General features: G+C 55.7%; 11 protein-coding genes and 3 pseudogenes. 7 read left to right on the top strand and 7 right to left on the bottom strand.

The window, feature by feature from the left end; translation table 11 throughout:
- Nucleotides 1–180: 180 nt before the first annotated feature.
- Nucleotides 181–783 (bottom strand): annotated as a pseudogene (locus tag ACNJYD_RS09120) (transposase); the annotation flags it as partial.
- Nucleotides 784–937: 154 nt separating this feature from the next.
- Nucleotides 938–2,437 carry a UbiA family prenyltransferase gene (locus tag ACNJYD_RS09115; protein ID WP_439366066.1) on the bottom strand — a complete coding sequence of 500 codons (1,500 nt, stop codon included), beginning with the start codon at nt 2,435–2,437 and terminating at the stop codon, nt 938–940.
- Between the two features lie 1,173 nt (nt 2,438–3,610).
- Here ACNJYD_RS09115 and ACNJYD_RS09110 point away from each other — a divergent pair.
- The 6 genes from ACNJYD_RS09110 (at nt 3,611) to ACNJYD_RS09085 (ending at nt 11,863) form a co-directional block, all read left to right on the top strand.
- Nucleotides 3,611–5,458 carry a hypothetical protein gene (locus ACNJYD_RS09110; RefSeq protein WP_439366065.1) on the top strand — a complete coding sequence of 616 codons (1,848 nt, stop codon included), beginning with the start codon at nt 3,611–3,613 and terminating at the stop codon, nt 5,456–5,458.
- A gap of 276 nt (nt 5,459–5,734) precedes the next feature.
- Entirely contained in the window at nt 5,735–5,905 is a 171-nt protein-coding gene (locus tag ACNJYD_RS09105) for a hypothetical protein (RefSeq protein WP_439366064.1), read from the top strand.
- 905 nt (nt 5,906–6,810) lie between these two features.
- Entirely contained in the window at nt 6,811–7,065 is a 255-nt protein-coding gene (locus tag ACNJYD_RS09100) for a hypothetical protein (protein ID WP_439366063.1), read from the top strand.
- A 602-nt stretch (nt 7,066–7,667) separates the two neighbouring features.
- Nucleotides 7,668–8,717 carry an NAD-dependent epimerase/dehydratase family protein gene (locus tag ACNJYD_RS09095; RefSeq protein ID WP_439366062.1) on the top strand — a complete coding sequence of 350 codons (1,050 nt, stop codon included), beginning with the start codon at nt 7,668–7,670 and terminating at the stop codon, nt 8,715–8,717.
- 544 nt (nt 8,718–9,261) lie between these two features.
- A complete protein-coding gene (locus ACNJYD_RS09090) occupies nt 9,262–10,779 on the top strand; it encodes an FAD-dependent oxidoreductase (RefSeq protein WP_439366061.1) in 1,518 nt (505 codons plus the stop codon).
- Nucleotides 10,712–11,863 carry an NAD-dependent epimerase/dehydratase family protein gene (locus ACNJYD_RS09085; RefSeq protein WP_439366060.1) on the top strand — a complete coding sequence of 384 codons (1,152 nt, stop codon included), beginning with the start codon at nt 10,712–10,714 and terminating at the stop codon, nt 11,861–11,863. Before ACNJYD_RS09090 ends, ACNJYD_RS09085 begins: the two co-directional genes overlap by 68 nt.
- 421 nt (nt 11,864–12,284) lie before the next feature.
- Here the strand turns inward: ACNJYD_RS09085 and ACNJYD_RS09080 are convergent.
- The 4 genes and pseudogenes from ACNJYD_RS09080 to ACNJYD_RS09065 form a co-directional block, all read right to left on the bottom strand.
- Nucleotides 12,285–13,182 (bottom strand): annotated as a pseudogene (locus ACNJYD_RS09080) (IS630 family transposase); the annotation flags it as partial.
- A 956-nt stretch (nt 13,183–14,138) separates the two neighbouring features.
- The gene (locus tag ACNJYD_RS09075; protein ID WP_439366059.1) at nt 14,139–14,372 is read right to left on the bottom strand and encodes a hypothetical protein; all 234 of its coding nucleotides are present in this window, start codon (nt 14,370–14,372) and stop codon (nt 14,139–14,141) included.
- 15 nt (nt 14,373–14,387) lie between these two features.
- Nucleotides 14,388–14,645 (bottom strand): hypothetical protein, encoded by a 258-nt coding sequence (locus ACNJYD_RS09070; RefSeq protein ID WP_439367435.1) that lies wholly within the window; start codon nt 14,643–14,645, stop codon nt 14,388–14,390.
- A 178-nt stretch (nt 14,646–14,823) separates the two neighbouring features.
- Nucleotides 14,824–15,141, bottom strand: a pseudogene (locus ACNJYD_RS09065) (transposase); the annotation flags it as partial.
- Nucleotides 15,142–15,813: 672 nt separating this feature from the next.
- Between ACNJYD_RS09065 and ACNJYD_RS09060 the strand changes: the two are divergent.
- The gene (locus ACNJYD_RS09060; protein ID WP_439366058.1) at nt 15,814–16,389 is read left to right on the top strand and encodes a hypothetical protein; all 576 of its coding nucleotides are present in this window, start codon (nt 15,814–15,816) and stop codon (nt 16,387–16,389) included.
- Between the two features lie 317 nt (nt 16,390–16,706).
- Here ACNJYD_RS09060 and ACNJYD_RS09055 read toward each other — a convergent pair whose 3' ends face one another.
- The gene (locus ACNJYD_RS09055) at nt 16,707–17,879 is read right to left on the bottom strand and encodes a M24 family metallopeptidase (protein ID WP_439366057.1); all 1,173 of its coding nucleotides are present in this window, start codon (nt 17,877–17,879) and stop codon (nt 16,707–16,709) included.
- Between the last annotated feature and the right edge of the window lie 61 nt (nt 17,880–17,940).

Here is a 17,940-nt window from a genome sequence, read left to right as displayed (position 1 = left end):
TGCGGGCCTTGCTATAGGCATCGCGATCAGCTTGTGTGCGGTGGCTGCGAGAGTGAACTCGTCGCGTGCGCCGTTTGGGCCTGGTAATCGTAAACGGTCGAGCTTGAGAATGCGCTTGAGGTGCGGACACAGCATCTCGAGCTTCCGCAACCCGCGTGAGGTACGGCCCTCCCATGACCGTGCTATCTCGCGCGCCATGTCGCGAGCGCCCTCGCAGATCGAACGAGACACTTTGAGGACAACTTTTTGGAGCAGCAGCGAGCCTTCAAGGCGGTCAGCATCTTGCCACCGGGGCAGCTATAGATGTCGCTGGTGTGATCCTCGCGCGAAAATGTCCCGTCTGCGCGGGCTGACTTGTCGACCACAGCCACGTGCGGCTCGCTTCCGTGCTCGTAAACCAGCCGGCCGAGCATCTCGGCCGAGCCATAGCCGCTGTCGCCAACGAGCCGGGTGGGATAAAGGTCAAGCCGTTCGAGCGAGCGCTCAATCATGCGCTTGCGGCCAACACCTCCGCCTGCCCGATTGCCGTGGTTGCCTCGACATCGACGATGATCGCGTTCTCGAGGGTCCGACAAGGCAAATTCTTGAGCGCCGACCAACCACTCCTCGATACGAAGGTGCAAGACGTTTTCGAACACGCACGGAAGAGATTGCTTTCTCGGAAGCGACCACGTCTGTTCTTTGAGAACGTCGAGTGATCCGGCACCGCACCATCCAGGCCAAGCCGGCAGAACCACCGGTAGCCAAATTGAGGTGAACCTGATCGCTTGTTCGACTTGCCGATTATCATCATGATCTTCAGTCCTGCCGATCAGAGAGACTGAATCACTGCTATCTACGTGTGGCAACTGCGGCCTTGGACCGAGCACAACCGTGGCTTACCGCTATGAATTTGAACGCATGATGGCAACGCCACTCCGGAAAGGTGTAGAATGCCTCAAATCGCGATCACAAGCGCGAGAGCGATTGATGCGATGGCAATTGCACTGAAGCGGTCCCTCAGCGCAAAGACGACGGGGTCATCGTGCATTAGACGCCGATGCGCCATCATGAGCGCCCTGCCTATCCAATAAAGAAGGATCGGACAGATCAGCCATAGCACCTTCGGGTGTCGATAAAGTACCTGCACGTCGGGTGACGCAACATAGAACGCAAAGACCGTGATAGCGTTCATACCAGACGCGGCAGCGAGAGCAGCAACAATATCAAGGTCGCCAATACTGTAGTCACGGCCTGAACAATCCGGGAGGTCGCGGTCGACTTTCTTCGACAGCTCAACGTATCGTTTTATTAGCGCCAGGGACGTGAAGATGAACATAGAGAAGATGAAGAGCCACTCCGAGATTCTGATTTCGGTTGCCACACCGCCTGCGACAATGCGTGTCGTGTAGAGCACTGCTAACACAATTACGTCCAAAAGCATCTTGCGCTTCAGATATACAGAATATGCGCTCGTTAGCACAAAATAGCCGACCAACACCGCGACAAATTCAGGCGAGATTGTCGTCGCCAGTGTCACGGAAATCAGCAGAAGGGCCGGAACCAGGAGCAGACCGGTCCGAAGTTGGAGAAACCCACTCGCAAACGGACGGGCTCGTTTGGTAAGGTGCACACGATCAGACTTGAGATCTAGCAGATCGTTCAGCACGTAGACCGCCGACGCGCAAGCGCAAAATGCGAAAAAGGCAATCACATCGCTGACGATGTTAACTATCGCAAATTGATGTGAGGCTGCCAACGGCACAAAAACAAGGATATTCTTGACATATTGATGAACACGAAGTGCCTTGCACCACACTCGTCTGCCCGCGTTCAGTTCATCTAATGCGACATAGCCACCTTTGAGTGCGATGAGCCGATCCTTTTCCGAGTTAGAGAGGCCGACGGCATAGGCTTTATCGGCAATTTCCCACACTGGAAAATCTGAAGGACCGTTGCCAACATAGTCAAATCCATCCTTACCGAAGGCAGCTAGGAGTATGTCAACTTTCAAGGATCGCGAGAAATTTGTTCTTGCGTCAGAAGCAAACCAGCCATGGAAGATGCCGAAATGATCAGCGATGGCCTTCGCGTGCTTCGCGTCGGCTGCGGTAGCTAGGTAGACCTTTCTGCCGTGTGCTTTGGCCGAGCGAACTAGATCCACCACGCAACAATTATACGGGAGAGTGGAATAATCGAGTTGGGAAGCCAGAGCAACATGATGTTTTACGGCTGCTTTGCCGTTGATCAGAGCTCGGATTGCACCACAGTTCGCGTGAAATCCCGTAGTCACAATATTTAACAATGATTCATATAGCAGATCGGTTCGCAGCAAAGAACCGTCTAAATCTACGACTAGCGGCTTGTCGCTGTGAAACGCTGCGTAAGCGACAGTAGGATCATCTCTGGCTCGCCAGACGCAGCTCAGATTTTTCGGTAACTGGCCTTCGAGATGCATCGGACTGACCTCGTTGCACGCCTACTCGGCGGGAAGCTAGGGCATACGCAAGTAACAAACCGGGCGACTCACTGTTCGGACTTCAATCGGGATATCACTTTCTCGCGCAGGTCGACCGGCTCAGTTGCAACGTGGCATGTTTTGGAGATGTCGATCAATTACTAGCCTGGGTAGTTGACTACAGCCCGCATCGTTTGCATTTAGCTACTCAGGCCCTGCAATCAGCGGACTTCACCCGTCGTTGACGGAATTTCAAGGTCGCGCGCGTTACGGCCGAGAAAGCCCGACCAACGAGACTCCTTTATCGGCTTCAATATGATCCCGAACTTCTGAATTGCTCTTCGCTATTCGAACTCTGTTCCGCACAAAGCTAAAGCCAAAGCTGCCCTGGCGCTTTCCGGGCCGCCGGCGTCAAAGCCGAGTATCTCCCTGCCGAAATGGAATTAGGGCGGACGTTGGCAGCCATCCGTCCTTACCGGCCTACGCAGCCGTTGCATCGATCCCTCGTGCGTCGGCGCGCGACCGGTCGGCACTTGGCAAGAGCATTGGTTCGCTCTGCGCAATTCGTTATCAAACAGCTGCCGGATCTCCTGCCCCGCATGTTATTGTAAAGGCTTCTCGATCCAGCGCGCATGCCTCGAACCGATGACGGCGAGCCGCTGGCAAAACGAGTGCCAGCTCGCATCATCATGCGCGTGCCGATGTCTAATCAGACCTGAAACTTACCTAAATGTGACCCGCTCAAACCTTACGCTCCCCATTCACTGACCTTATGTGCGGCCTGCAAGTGGACGGCTGCCTCACGGTTGAGAGTGGCGGATCTTTTTGGATAGCGACCATGGTGAGGTCGAGCGTCGCCTGCAGCTCATTTTCTGGTTACCGGCGCCTTTCGCCGCTGGGCAGGATTTCCAGTCCGCCGCTGTTTTCCTACCATTTACACAAAGGGCTGCAGATTCCGTTTGCCGGCACAGGTCGGCTGCTTTCGCTAGTACTCATACTGCCACGCGCTCCGATGATCTGCTCTTCAGCGAACCGGCTGATATAAGGTCCAACCCATAGGGCGAGGGAGCTCACCAATTTTAGGAGGAGCTTGTAAGGTTCAATCCAGATAAAAGCTCCTGGAGGCCGACATTTCATTAGAATGGACTAGCTCAGGCTGTCGGGAAGGAGCCCATGCCCAAAGATAATTGCTTTGCTAAGGGACGGACGCCATCAATATTCCTGGATCAATCTTTGCTGAGCCTATCCGCAGTAACCACAGCGATCCTTTTCGGTCAGCTGTTATATTACTGTAGTTACGGGCTCGATATCAGCTCCGAAGGTTTTTACCTCACCTCCATCGCGAACCCATTCCCCTACGTAATCAATGTTTCGGCGTCCCTTTTCGGGTTTGTTTATCACTGGCCATATCAGTGGGCGGGTGGCGACGTCGCAGTGCTTCGTATGGCGAACGTCACGCTTACCATGGCATTGGGCTGGGTTCTCAGCTTCCTTTTGATCCGACTTCTGTGGACGACAGACCCGCTACAGACGACGGTGCTGTCGGCAGGAATCGCCTGCCTAACACTGTGCCATTTTAATGGCTGGGGGCTCTGGGGACGAACGCCCACCCACTACTCGCTAACCTTTCAATCGCTCTTGGTGGTGATGATCGGCCTCCTTTTACTCCACCAGCCAGGGCGTGTCCGTCAGGTCTTAGGCTGGATCTTGGTCGGAGTTGGCGGCTGGTGCTGCTTTATGGCCAGACCGCCAACCGCAGCGGCCGTTGCCATCCTGGTGGTGCTCTACGTTATCGCCTTGCGCCGAAAGTGGCTGCTGCCGATGCTTGGCTCGGCACTGATCGCTCTGGCTCTGCTGGATACTACCGCCTATTTGATTGATGGCAGCGTCACCGCGCTGGTGACTCGCATCGTCAAAAGCGCTGAAATGGATACCCTGAAAGAAGACGGACACGGGCTGGCTCTCATGTTTCGGATCGATTGGCTCCCCACCAGTCGCTCAGAAGTCGCTATCGCTATAATAGTCGCGATAGCCCTTCTGGTCAGCATTCTCAGTGGAGCTAAGCACAACGTGATCACGTCGCTTGTTCTCGCCGCTGGGTTGATCGCAACAATCGCGATTACGCTACTGGGGATCGATCCGATCAGCATCCAGCCCTCGACCCTGTTCCTGGTTGCGGCCTTCACATGCCTTGGCGCGATACTCTATCGAGTGGGATCGGTTCCGCGCATCGAAGCTCCCACTAGCATTGCTCTGGCGCTGGCCCTTTTGGTCCTACCGCACCTGTCCGCACTCGGTTCCAACATGAACTATTGGCTCGTCGGTTCGATGGACGCCTTGTTCTGGATACTCGCTGCCCTGGCTATCCTGAGCCTTCTTACACAACATGGACGCAGCGTCACCATCCTGCTCCCCTTGGTGGTCTTGGCACAGCTGCTCACTGCATCAATCATCAATGCTGGCATTCTCAGGCCGTACCGTCAGGTGAAAGATTTGCGTGCCTATACAGCTGTCATGCAGATGCCGAGCGGTAATGGATTGGTGCTCTCGCAATCATTCTACGACTATCTGGCCATGGCCAAGGCCCAGGCTCGTACGGCCGGCCTTGAAGTTGGTGCACCAGTCATCTATCTCACTGGCTTTGCGACGAGCCTGCAGTATTTGCTCCAGACTCGGCCGCTCGGTCTACCATGGCTGACCGGAGGATCTTCCGGCAGTAATGCAGCCGCCGTTGAAGCCCTGCGACTTGAAAGCTGCGCTGATCTAGCCAAGGCTTGGATAATAATCGAGCCGGATGGTCCAAATCATCTCGACCACGCGAATGTCATAGCCTCTTTTGGAGCCGTGCACGCGGACTACGCCACCGCGGCTAGGCTCACTCCTCCCATGCTGGAGGCGGGTTACCCAAATGCTGTGAGCCAGTTTCTGCTCAAGCCCATCCGCCCGGCCGAGTTGGCGCAGCAATCCTGCCGTGACGCCAGACGCCCCTGGCCGGATAGCCAGAAACTCAACCGATGGTGAAGCTCAGATCTTCCGTTAAGCCGCTAACATACGAGGATGTCCACCTTAAGTCCCAAAGTCCGCCTTACATAATATTGGTCTTCAGCCTCACCATTCGTGCCGCGTGCGCGACTCTTGCGTGTGGCGCTCGATCAGGACACAATGATTGGTCATCCGGCCCATGGAGCTGCCCATCGCCCTACTTCATGAGCAGATCCTCGCTCCTGGTCGCAAAAGTTGAGGCGGTTGAGCCGAGAGCCAGTGGGTTTGCGCAAAATCCATTCGCGGGTGGTGTGAATGTTGCGGCCGGTCGAGAGGTCCATCACGGTATCGGCGCTTGAGCGGATCGCCCATCATCTTGTCGTGTTTTCCTCGATGCAGCCCGATGTGCGAGGCGACACTGCTATCGTCGATGAAGTCGATCTTGTCGGCATCGGCCCAAAGGTCGCGTCGCGCCGGTGGCCGTAGGAGCATGATGGCCCCGTTTCGTCGTTTCGTTGTCCGTGAGGTGAATGCCGTCGTTCCGCAGAATCTCGGCGTTATGCAACCGTCGCCGTCACGCGTGCGTCGAGGGCGAGTTCGGTTCGGGTTCGGGGGGGGGGGTTCGGGTTCGATGAAATGCTCACAGTCGCCAAGAGCGACTTGTTTCAATCCCAAACTGCCGCGCCAAACGTGCTTCCAGCTCCACACCCGGCGTTCATGTGGCCGGCGAGAACGCGCTGGTTGTCGGCAATGTGGCACCGGGAAGTCCTACATCGCCAGAATGATTGCCTATAGGGCGATTCTGCAAAGCCAAAATGCCGAGTGTTTTAAGACCGACGACTCCTTCCACGCTACCCCATTAACTCTCCGAATCGAGGTCTGGCTGCGAGCCATCAACTGCTGCGATCTCCTCTTTCTGGACGATCTCCTGCTCGGACGCGCCATCTCTGACGGTACCGGCGCATTGCGGCAGACGCTGATCTATCGACGCTACATACTCAACCGCAGCATCATCTTCACCTCTATCGCTCCGTGCATGATTGGGAAACATATATCGCGGATAATACCATGAGGGCGACAATCCTCGATCGCTGATGCCACCAGCATCTGCTAGAGTTCGACGGATGCAGCTATCGGCTCGAAGAAACCGCTGAAGTCCTTGCCTATATCCACACCGGCGCAACCACCCCACCAGCTTGGTAGAGGCGCGAACTCTAGTACTGGGTAATCCAAACTCCCGTCTCGGCACAGAGGTGCACACCCAATTCCGGGGCCGTCTACACCTCAGTCTCGCTCATCTGAGTATGGCTTCTATCAATCCTTGGAGGCGATTGCGGGCTAAGGTCAGCTATAAGCTCGTAAGGCTGATACCGATTGGAATGGGCCCAGATATGACCCAGAAGAAGCTTATGCCCGAACTTGACGACTCTGCACAACGAACGCAGGTTGTTCAGTCTTGGTCATCGGTATTTACCCGTCTGTCCGCGACAGCAATTCCATTCGTGTACTACAGCATCGGTCTCACGGACGAAGGTTTCCACATCAAGACCTTCGCAAACCAACTCGCCTATGTCATGCCTTCGGAAACCAATCAACATTTTGCGCGATCATTAGGTGCTAGTGTGCTCGGCCAGCGGCCCTATTAGTCATTTATAGCAGCTCACGAATTCTACCAGCTCACAAAATAGTGCCGCGATCTTATATCTACTACTTAAGATACTTCAGGTCCGCGCTCACTTCTTCTAAGGCCTTTAGCCCCTCCACGTCACCGTGTCCGCGAGCTTGGCTATCAGGCCTATTTGAACAGATACACAGTTTGCACCGCAATCAACTACCAAGTCTAGTCATTGATCCAAATGACAAACCTATGTCAGGTTCAGCGAGAACCGCATCTGGGAAACATCACCCGCGTCAATTCGACTCAAAACATCTGACCATCAATTCCCAGTAACAAACCACAGATCCTCTCACTCAGCCCACAGAAATGGTAGGCCTCCACCCAACTTGAATAGCTGCCGTTCTTACCGAGGAACGGGCTTCTTCGCCAAATCGTCTCGAACGAAAGGACATCATAGATGAAAAATGTCGCTGCACGTACAACGTCTCGATGCGCGGTGTCAGTCCACTGGCGACACGAACGTCGTTCTCCGGAACAGGACCCTAACTTCTACCCCCAGCAGTCCTATGAACGACCCATCGGACGACACGCGTTGCCGGTCGTCTCTTTAAGATTTGTGTAGTCACAGAAATGGCGAATACAGCTCTAGTTACCGGCGGCTCGGGATATTTCGGGCAAGTGCTCAGCAAACAGTTGCTTGAGCGAGGAACCCACGTTCGCATGATCGACCTCAACTTTCCCGGCTTCCGTCATCCCAATCTGGAATTTTTCAAAGGCTCGATTCTGGATCGCAACGCGGTTAGACAGGCAGTCTCCGGCATAGATAAAGTATTCCACAACGCTGCTCAAAACCCTTTGGCCAAAGATGTAAACTTGTTTTGGTCAGTCAACAGGGACGGCACGCAGACCATTGCTTACGAATCGGCTGCGGCAGGGGTCGAGAAGTTGATATATACTTCCTCCACCGCTGTTTATGGCGCGCCGAAATTGAATCCCATCACAGAGAATACTGAACCCAAACCAGCCGAAGATTACGGACGCGCGAAGCTCGCTGGAGAAGTCATTTGTCGGAAAGCAATGCAAGACTACGGCCTCGATGTAGCAATCGTGCGTCCACGGACTATTCTTGGACCCGGCCGGCTTGGCACCGCTCATATCCTATTTGAGTGGGTTCAACGTGGTTTAGACATTCCGGTCTTGGCTAGCGGGAACAACAGATATCAATTCGTCCACTCGGATGATTTGGCTTGGGCATGCATTGCAGCATCGGGTGTGAAAGGGTTTGCAGAATACAACATCGGCGCCGCTGAATTTGGCACAATGCGTGAACTTCTGCAGGCACTAATCGATCATGCTGAATCCAAGAGTCGAATAAAGTCTATTCCCATGTGGCCGACTCTCCCAATTGCGCAGTTGGCAAGCACGCTCGGTCTTTCCCCCTTAGGCCCGTTCCATTTGCTGGCGTACGGGCGATCAACATATTTCGATATTTCGAAGGCGCAGGAGGAGCTTGGTTATGCGCCGAAGTATTCTAATTCCGAGATGATCATCGACACCTACGACTGGTATCAGGCAAACAAGTTCTCTCTGCACAAAGGCGGCGCTTCGTACCATAGGTCGCCAGTCAAACAGCAGATATTAGCACTGATTCCCTATCTACTGCGGATGATTCCGGGGTGAAATGATATGTCAGGTCCAGCCTATTTCCGCGGGTTCAGATCCTACCGTAATTTGTTCGTGGGAAGGGACCTTACTGCCTACCAAGCGGCAGCCAGATTCACAGCTGCACAAAAGAGGTTGGCCTAGGTTTGTTTTGACGGCGCCATTTCCCGCCTCAAGGAGACAACAATGGTCTTGGATCGAGCGATCGTGATAACACTGATGCCCGCGTGGCCGTTACTAGACGCGGATGAAATGTCAGCGGCAGTCGCTGACGTCGTACCAAACGTCACCCGGGCCATCGCGGGCGCCCCCTTTTATGTCCGGCTAGGAGTTCGCAGCGCCTCGCTCTTCCTGTACCTTTGCATATTATTTATCTCAATTGGCGCAGGTGGCCCATTAGCCACCGCGTTCCGCGCAGAACCGTTCTACACTTTTCTGCAGAGATGGCCTGGCCCCATCAGGTCCATCGTTCGCCTTTATCGATCGATGACGCTGCTTTCATTCTATGAGCAGACCTACGTGGCGGCAAAGCTCCTGTCTGCACGGAACTGAAAGGCTCACAATGAAAGGAAGTTTTCAACCGAGCAAGGCGCGGCACCTGGAGGCAGACGCGTTGATTGTCGGATCCGGTGCAGGCGGCGCCAGCGTCGCGGATGTTCTGACAGCCGCCGGCCTGTCTGTCATCATGCTGGAAGAAGGCAAGCACATAGCGTCGTCGTCAGCTTCTCCTGTTGCGACGGAAGCATTTTCGATGGCCTGGCGTAGCGGAGGAATAACCGCGACGATCGGGCGTCCTGCGATTACGTATGCGGAAGGCCGCTGCGTGGGGGGAGGCACAGAAATCAACAGCGCTATTGCACAGCGAGCCGACAGCGACCTCATTGATCAATGGCGCACGCTCAATAAGATCGAAAATTTTACGCCCGACGACTTGGCACCATATTACGAGCGCGCAGAGAGGGCGGTGAATGCAAGCCTGACCCCAGGACCACTCGGGCCTGCCACCGATATTCTGAGGCGAGGGGGCGAAGCGCTCGGCTGGAAGGTATCGGAGCTGAAACGGGCACAACGTGGCTGCAATGGCACCAACCGGTGTTCTTATGTTTGTCCGAGCGGCGCCAAGCAGTCCATGGCGGTGACCCTTTTGCCGAAGGCGGTGGACCGAGGCATGCGACTGCTCGCGCAAACGCGCGCGGACAAAATATTAATTGAAAAAGGCCGTGCGAAAGAGGTCCTTGCCCATTCCATCGAGGAACAAGCCATGCCGGTGCGAATAAGGGCCGGCATGGTGTTTGTTTGTGCAGGTGCAATTCGGACCTCAGCACTTCTACGCTACTCCGGCCTGCGTGAAGGCATAGGCAATACGTTGCGCGTTCACCCCACAATCAAGGTAACGGTGCTGTTCAACGAGCTCTTCGATGCGCATCTATCGCGACTTCCTCTGGCAGCAATTACCGAGTTTATGCCCGAACAACGTATCGGTGGATCAGTGTTCACGCCCGGGGTCTTTGGCCTTTCGCTCGCGGAAGACTGGAAAAATCGCGGCGATCTGATGCGCGACTGGCGTTTTTGTGGCTCATATTATGGCATGATACGGCCGCGCGGGGTGGGCTCGGTGCGATTGCTTCCCGGCGTAAATGAACCACTTGTCAGCTTTAAGCTTGCGCCTGAGGATTGGATTGCTCTGGGCCAGGTTCTTACCCGTGCTGGCCAAGTCATGTTTGCGGCGGGCGCTCGCAAGGTATTCCCGAGCATATTCGGCCATGAGGGCTGGACGAGCCCTGATCAAGTGCATGAGTTCTGGGACAAGCCTCTGCCCATAAGCTCAACAGAGCTGATGACTGTACATTTGTTTTCAAGCTGCCCACTTGGCGAGCATCGGAAAGCGTGCGGTGTCGACAGTTTCGGACGGGTCCGAGGGGTCGAAAACCTTTTTGTCGCCGATGCTAGCCTGATTCCAGAAGCGCCAGGCGTCAATCCTCAAATGACCATAATGGCCCTGGCGTTTCGGGTTGCGGAAGCAGCTCTCTCGCATTCCACTGAAGAACGCGCTCGATCAGCGGCAAGAGAAAGAAATTAAGAGGATCATTAATGTGCAAGCGACAATCCCGATAGACCTGAGTACGCCGCTTGTGCTTCTGACAGGAGCCACCGGCTGGCTGGGCCGGCGCATCGTGGCGGCGCTGAGGGGGGGGTTGCCTGAAGCAAAACTTGTCCTGAAAGAAGGCTTCCGTTTGAGGGCTCTCGTTCTTGCGAGAGAAGATGTATCGCACCTGCGCAAGCAAGGTGTAGAAATCGTCACAGGCGATATCGTAGATATGGAAGCCGTCCATGCATTCATGGCTGGAGCGGACGGAGCCATACTGATTCATATGGCCGGAGTCATTCACCCGAAAATAGTCTCTCAATTTGAAGCGATCAACACGCAAGGGACAATAAATCTCATCACGGCCGCGCAAAAGACCGGCGTGCGGCGCGCGGTTGTCATATCCTCGAATTCGCCGGTCGGCTGCAATCCGCATCCGGACCACCGATTCACCGAAGAAAGTCCCTACAACCCATATATGGCATATGGCCGCTCTAAGATGCTTATGGAGAAGGCGCTGCGTACGGAAATTACCGCTGGCAGCCCCATGGAGATTGTTATCGTCCGTGCACCTTGGTTTTACGGACCCGGCCAGCCGTCAAGGCAAACGCTCTTCTTCAGAATGATCAAAGACGGCAAGTTTCCTATAGTTGGTTCTGGGCGGAACCGCCGCTCGATGGGCTATACCGACAATCTGGTGCAGGGCATCGTGCTTGCCGCAGCACACAAAGATGCCGCGGGAGAGATTTTCTGGCTTGCGGACGACACTCCATACACCATGAACGAAATTGTCGAGACGGTCGGCAAGGTTCTGAATGAAGATTTCGGGATGACGGTCAAACCTAACACGATCCGTCTGCCAAGCGCTGCGGCCGAAATCGCTACGATGGTGGATGCGTCCCTTCAGTATGTCGGCATCTATCATCAAAACATCCATATCTTTTCTGAGATGAACAAGACGATTGCGTGCGATATCACCAAGGCCAAAAAAGTGCTCGGTTATGCGCCCAACATAGCCTTGCAGGAAGGGATGCGCCTCTCGATCGCTTCGTGCCTGAAGACCGGCCAGGCGATTTAGTCGGTCGTCCCGCCATGAAGCGGGATCGATTGCTGTCCATCTGCACCTTTGCCACTACTAGCGCCCGGTTGGTGGCAACGCCGAAATTCGTGGCCATGGAGGCGAGCATTGAGATGGAGTGCGTTTGTTTGAATGCGCCGAAGATGGGCGGCGCGGTGCTGAAACCTGCAAATTAGCACGCGCAACAACTTTCGTCTTTTTGAGATATCTACCGTGAGCTTGGGCGACTGATGCATAGCGGCGAGGGCTTCGGCGTAGAGCGCCGCGCGGGCCTCATCGACTGCGTCACACCGCGTTTTCCGGATTGCCGATCGACTCGTCGTTGCCGACCTCCACGCGAACGTCTTGTCGAAGGCGTGCAAGACGTCCTGGGTCACATAGCTCCCAATGCCCTCGGCGTGCAAACAAAGGGCTTCGCTTAGTCTTTGCACGCGTTGCCGTAGGCATCGATGTGATCCTGAAACTGCTTGAGGCTTGTGAAGGGTTCCGCTAAGCGACTGTGACCTGCAAGACAGAGCACTATACCTCGACCTAATTGAGCCAGGACCGCAGCTGTCGGCGTGAGTGAAGTTGCACGTTGGGATTGCCCTTCAAAGAATGTTCGCTTTCTTGTGGGTGTGATTGTTGAGGACGAAGTAATCTTTCGGCCCAGAAGACGCCACGACGTCGTTTTGGATGAGCGACAATGATCCTCCCGGTGGCCACTTCTAGCGCCGCAAGGAATGTTGTGGTGCGATGCCGCTTGTAGTGGTGGGTCTGGCCGATTAAGGCGGGGCCACCGGATAGCTTCAGATAACCCTGCGCTCGCTCCGAGATCGAGGGCTTCTAGCACAATGGCCTTCGCGGGTCGACGTAGCGCCGACGGCGGCTTTGGCGTAAGTTCAGGTCGGTGCTCTCGCGCCAGGACTTGGCCAGCCGCGAGATCAATTTTGTGGCTGCGCAAGAACCGTCAGGCATGCTGCGCGTGGACATCGCCCAGCGCCTCGGTCAGCGGCAAGACCGCCGGTCCAGCGCTCAAACCCTTGAGGCGGCTTATCCAGCAGCTTCAGAATCCGCTTGTCGGTCCCTCTTCCTATAAACCGGCCGCTTGCCAAACCTCGGCTTCTCTTGCAGCCCTTCTAACCCGCGGTCGGCATAGCCATGCGCTAAAGACTGAGAATTCGCGGCTGTACTTCAACTTCCTTAGCGATAGACGGGGTGCTACGCCGTCCGCTACCAACAGAACGATCCGGTCCCGTCCAAATCGCGCTCCGACATTCAGTGAACGACAAGACGTCTCAAGCACGTTGCGATCTTCTTCAAAGGTGGACTTCTCTTGCTTAGGGTATTATCAATATCTCGAATCGCGACTCACCGTATAAGAAACTTAGGTACTAGGCCGCGAGCTCCGCGCAAACTCCCTGCTGCGACCACCGGTCCCGGCAAATCAAATTGCCAAGCTCAACACGGGGCACAACGAAATGTTTCCAATCTAAGAACTCCTGAAGACGCCGCTTACCTTTTCCTCGACGATGACACACGCGAATCTCTTAGGTCGTAATAGCTCGCTGGGTGGCGTCTCAATTCGCGAGCCACATTCGAGAAGGCTGCCCTTTGCTAGCCTCTTCTCCAACGCCTCGTCGGACTTGCCTGTGGTGCGCAACAGTGATGGATGGGGTAGTATTGCCAATTTAAAGCCGTAGATCATTATCATTCGTAGCTCTCCGGTGGCCAGCAGCCCCGGTCGAAAAACATCGCTCACACGCCCGGTCAATTCACTGCTCAGGCGCTAGGAAGGGCGGCAGCGAGAGCGATGGTCTACGCCGGCACAAAGTACACGACAAGCGTCAGCGAATAGAGCTCCCACGTCCGGAGCGTTAGCACACTGAGGTTATAAGCCTAGAAGGTCAGGTCTTGCAGCATGATCAGGGATACGAGCTGTGGATTTTCAGAAGTATGATTGCCTCATGGCAGTAGCATCGTGATCGGGGCTTACGGAGCGATTCGAAGGCTTGGCGATATGTGGAGCGCGTCGCTGCCTCCAGCTGCGAGGCAGGTACTGCGACAATGGCGCCGCGCACGATCTCCGATCCGTACGCACCAATATTCAGGCCGCCGTTGGACTTAAGCCGGGCGAGTGCGGCCATCAATGGCAAGACTATAGCAACTACGCAGACTGCTGCCGTGATTTAGATTGTCAGCACGGCGCCTTAGGCAAAATCGGGGAGAAACTTCATCGTTTCCATGCCGAAGAAGCTCAGGTGCCGAACATCACGCTTGCACAATTCTTCAGAAGTTATGTTTCTAGGCAGGACTTCATCGCCTCGACCAATCGTCGCGTGTGTTCAGCAGTGCCCACGAACTCGCTGAGTGCCTTATTGAAGGCTTCCAGCAGTGCCTCGTCTTCCTTGCCAAACGGAAGAGCGCTGTAGGACATCGCCCAAAGGGGCGAGTGGAACGGCTGCGCCTCCTCAAGCTCGCCCGCCTTTTGGCATGGACTTGGGAGATCCTGGCGAAACAGCGGCAGCATCGGCTCGCCCGGACTTTACAACAGAAAGCAAGCCCCAGGATCCTGCAACGGCAGAATCCGATCATCCGGAACACCGGCTTTGCGAGCGAAGCATTGCTCGGCTGCGCGTGACACGACCGCGACAATGACGGCCTTGTTCTTTGCGGCATCTTCATAGCTTTCGATCTGCTTGGGGTTGCCCTTCTTGACGAGCATCGCTGCTCCTGTCTTCGAAATCGGGTTTGAGAATGCGACTTCCGGACAGCGGTTGGGCAAGATGAACATTGGTGCCACAATATCGAAGTGGCGAGCTTTAAGCCCAAGGATCAGTGATGCCCAATCCGTCAAGACAGGGTAGCTCGGCCATTCGGCTTTGCCCTCACAGATCCGGGCGGCTTTCCCGCCCCCGGCTCTTCCCGAGGATAGCCCGCGTCATATCCGCGCCTGCGCACATGTGCGAGTGATGCGTGGAGTAGGCCTCCTGTACCACGCCTGTGAGCGCCTTCTCGGCCATGCGGCGCGGCTCCAGGAAGCCCGGAAAGTAGGAGCCCTTGCGCAGCTTGGGGATGCGCAGCTCGACCGCGCCGGCGCGGGTCTCCCAGACCCGGTGGCTATAGCCGTTCCGTTGGCCCAGACGCTCGGGATTCTTCTCGCCGTAGACCGCCCCGGTCTGGCTTTCGACCTCCAGCTCCATCAGCCGCTGGGCGGCAAAGCCGATCATCTCGCGTAACAGATACGCATCAGGGCTCTTCTCCACGTGGGTGCGTAGGTTCATCATCTCGTCGGTCATAGGTGGCTCCTCGAAACAGGTTGGTGTCAGCAACCAGACCCTACCCACGAATCATCGATGACCACCGCAACGGGGCCTGCCCGCTACGGCGCTGTTTAGGGGCGCCCGTGCAGGCGGCTTTGCGCTACCGAGCTACACCATCGCTGGGGACACGACCGACTTGGGGCTTCGGGCATCTACCAGCCCTACAGTTTGGCGATTGATGGTTCGAGAGAACCGGAGCACCTGATTTGAGCGATGCGATTTGGGTTACCGGATGTCGTGCTGGTATTCCTCGACAGGGCAATTCGCTGGTTTGTATTTCGGAGCGTCTGGTGCAGCCTTGCGGAGAGGGCGCCTTGGCAACCCCATGGCACCAAGTCAAACGCCGCAAAGCGGGAAGGCCAAAGTGCGCGACGCCCCCGAACGCGGGTGCGGTCTCACCGTCTCCTGGAGGTTACGTGTGGCAAATGTGCAAAGTCTGAAGAACCCACAATGTGGTGCAGATTTCCGGCAAGATCCCCCTTAAATCGGTAAGTTACGTCAGCAAAGCGACGCTATACTTGTCACATGGCACCGACACCTTCTCTCGGAATTCTTAACCTTGAACAAGGATTGACGCCCGGCGCTCCTTCTCGGGCACCCCGCGCTCACTCTATTCTGAACCCGACTTCGTACGATTTCCCAGTCATCTTGGAAACCGTCGCAGGAGCTTGGGCAGAGATCGTCATTCGGGGAGATCCAGCACTTGAGCCAGCTTACATCTCAGCCGCCCAAAGATTGGTCGACCGTGGAGCTATTGTTATCACGGCGAACTGCGGCTTCTCTATTCGGCATCAGGCCGCAGTGGCCGCGTCCGTTGACGTTCCGGTCGTTACCTCCAGCCTACTCTTACTGCCAACCCTTCTTCGCCAGCTGCCGAAGGCTGCGAACATTGCAGTGCTGACAGCGGACTCCACCCATTTGAGCGAGGATCTGTTAGGGATTGATCCCAGCGACAGGTCGCGGGTTGTCATTGGCGGCATCGAAGGCGGCGAGATGTGGCAAAACGAGATGAGACGTCCGCCGCCACAGACCGATGTGAGCGTGATTGAACGGGAAGTTGCCGCATGCGTTGCGCGGCTTCGAAGTGAGCATCCAACGATTGCTGCCATCCTGTTCGAATGCACGGCTTTTCCCTTAGTCGCGCCCGCCATGCGTCGTGTGACGAAGTTGCCCATCTACGACATCACGAGCCTCTGTCGCTTGACACTCGCATCTGTTGAATGAGGAGCAATTTACCACGGCTGACCGATTGCGTGGGGGCCACACCCTCGGTCATGCGAACGTGCCGAGTGACGCGGCAATAGCTTGAAACGATGTTGCTGCCTTGATCTGGTAGCCACGCGCGAGGTCGTGGCGAATAGCCACGCCGACACGCGTCCAGAACGTTTGGTTGTATCTCGCACTTTGCAGCCCTCGTGAAGGCGACGGACACGGCACGCTCGAGTACATCCCAGAAGCGAAAACAGAACCTAGATAGGCGACGATGGGTCAAATGCCACCGCGCCAATTAGCAACATCCCCGTGAACTATGAGAACTTCAATTAAAGCTCGAACAGCTTTCGCGGCGCCTTAGTCAAAACCTCGACGCCAGACTCCGTCACCCGAAATGTCTCGCTGAGCACGTAGCCAAAGTCCTCATCGATCCAATTACCCAGCATCAAATGGAAGGTCATGTTCGCCTGCAGTCCTGTCTGATCCCCGTCCTGCAGGCTAGCAGTTGGCTCCAACCAGCCTATTCCGTGAGCGTAGCCGCACCGCGAGTCCTTCTTGAGGCCGTGCTTCGCAATCGTACGGTTAAATGCGTTGGCGACATCGCTGCAGGTCGACCCAGGCCGGATCACATCGAGGGCGGCCTCAAGACCTTCCATCTCGGCCTCGTGGACCCGACGAAGACGCTCAGAGGGTGCGCCGATCGAGAAGGTGCGCATGATCCCTGCGCAATACCCATGGCGTACCCCGCCGAGCTCGAGATTGATCTGCGAACCGTCGCGAAAGACGTCCTCGCTCCACGAAATATGCGGGGTGCCAGTCCGAGGAGAGGAGCACAAGCTGACGTTCGGAAATCTCGTCGTTCCGGGCTTGCCATTAGCACCGCGGGCCAGCGTTCCCATGATTTCGGCGATCACGTCAGCTTCCCGCACACCAGGCCGAATGACTTCGGCAGCGCGCATGATTGCTGCATCCGAAATAGCGGCCGCTTCTCGCATGACCGATATCTCGAGATCGGATTTGACGATGCGAATCCAGGTTACGACATTCGTACAGTCGACAATCTTGGCCTTGGGCAGCCGCGTCCTGAACTTCTCTGCGGCTTGCGCGGAAAGGCCCCTTAGCTCGAGGCCGATGCCGCGGTTTCCTGAGCCTATATCGCTGAGGAAATCGATGACTGTGTCGTAACCATCCATCGTCGGATTGCCAATGAGCGCCTCAGGATAGCCGATGATCTTGTCACGATCCATAAAGGTCTGATGGATCGCAGCCGGTGCGTCTTGGCGGCGCAGGATAAAGGTAGGCTCCTCTTTGTGAAGAGAAACCACCAGTGCTTGTGGCACATAGCCTGAGTTGGCCGTGTATCCAGTAAGGTAGGTAATATTATGCGCATCAGAAACGACAAGTGCTTCGATCTCGCGCCGCTTCATTTCTGATTTTACCGCGGAGAGCCTCCGCAGAAACTCCGCCCGCGGGAACGCCTGAGGTCCTTTGCTGATCGCCATTATCGTAGCTCCATTGCATCTGATTGATTGAGATTAGAAGTCAGAGATCGACTTCGTATGG

The organism is Bradyrhizobium sp. SPXBL-02 (assembly GCF_051853065.1).
Classification (GTDB): Bacteria; Pseudomonadota; Alphaproteobacteria; order Rhizobiales; family Xanthobacteraceae; genus Bradyrhizobium.
Note: the sequence above shows the minus strand (reverse complement) of the source record. Positions and strands in the feature narration are given on the sequence as shown.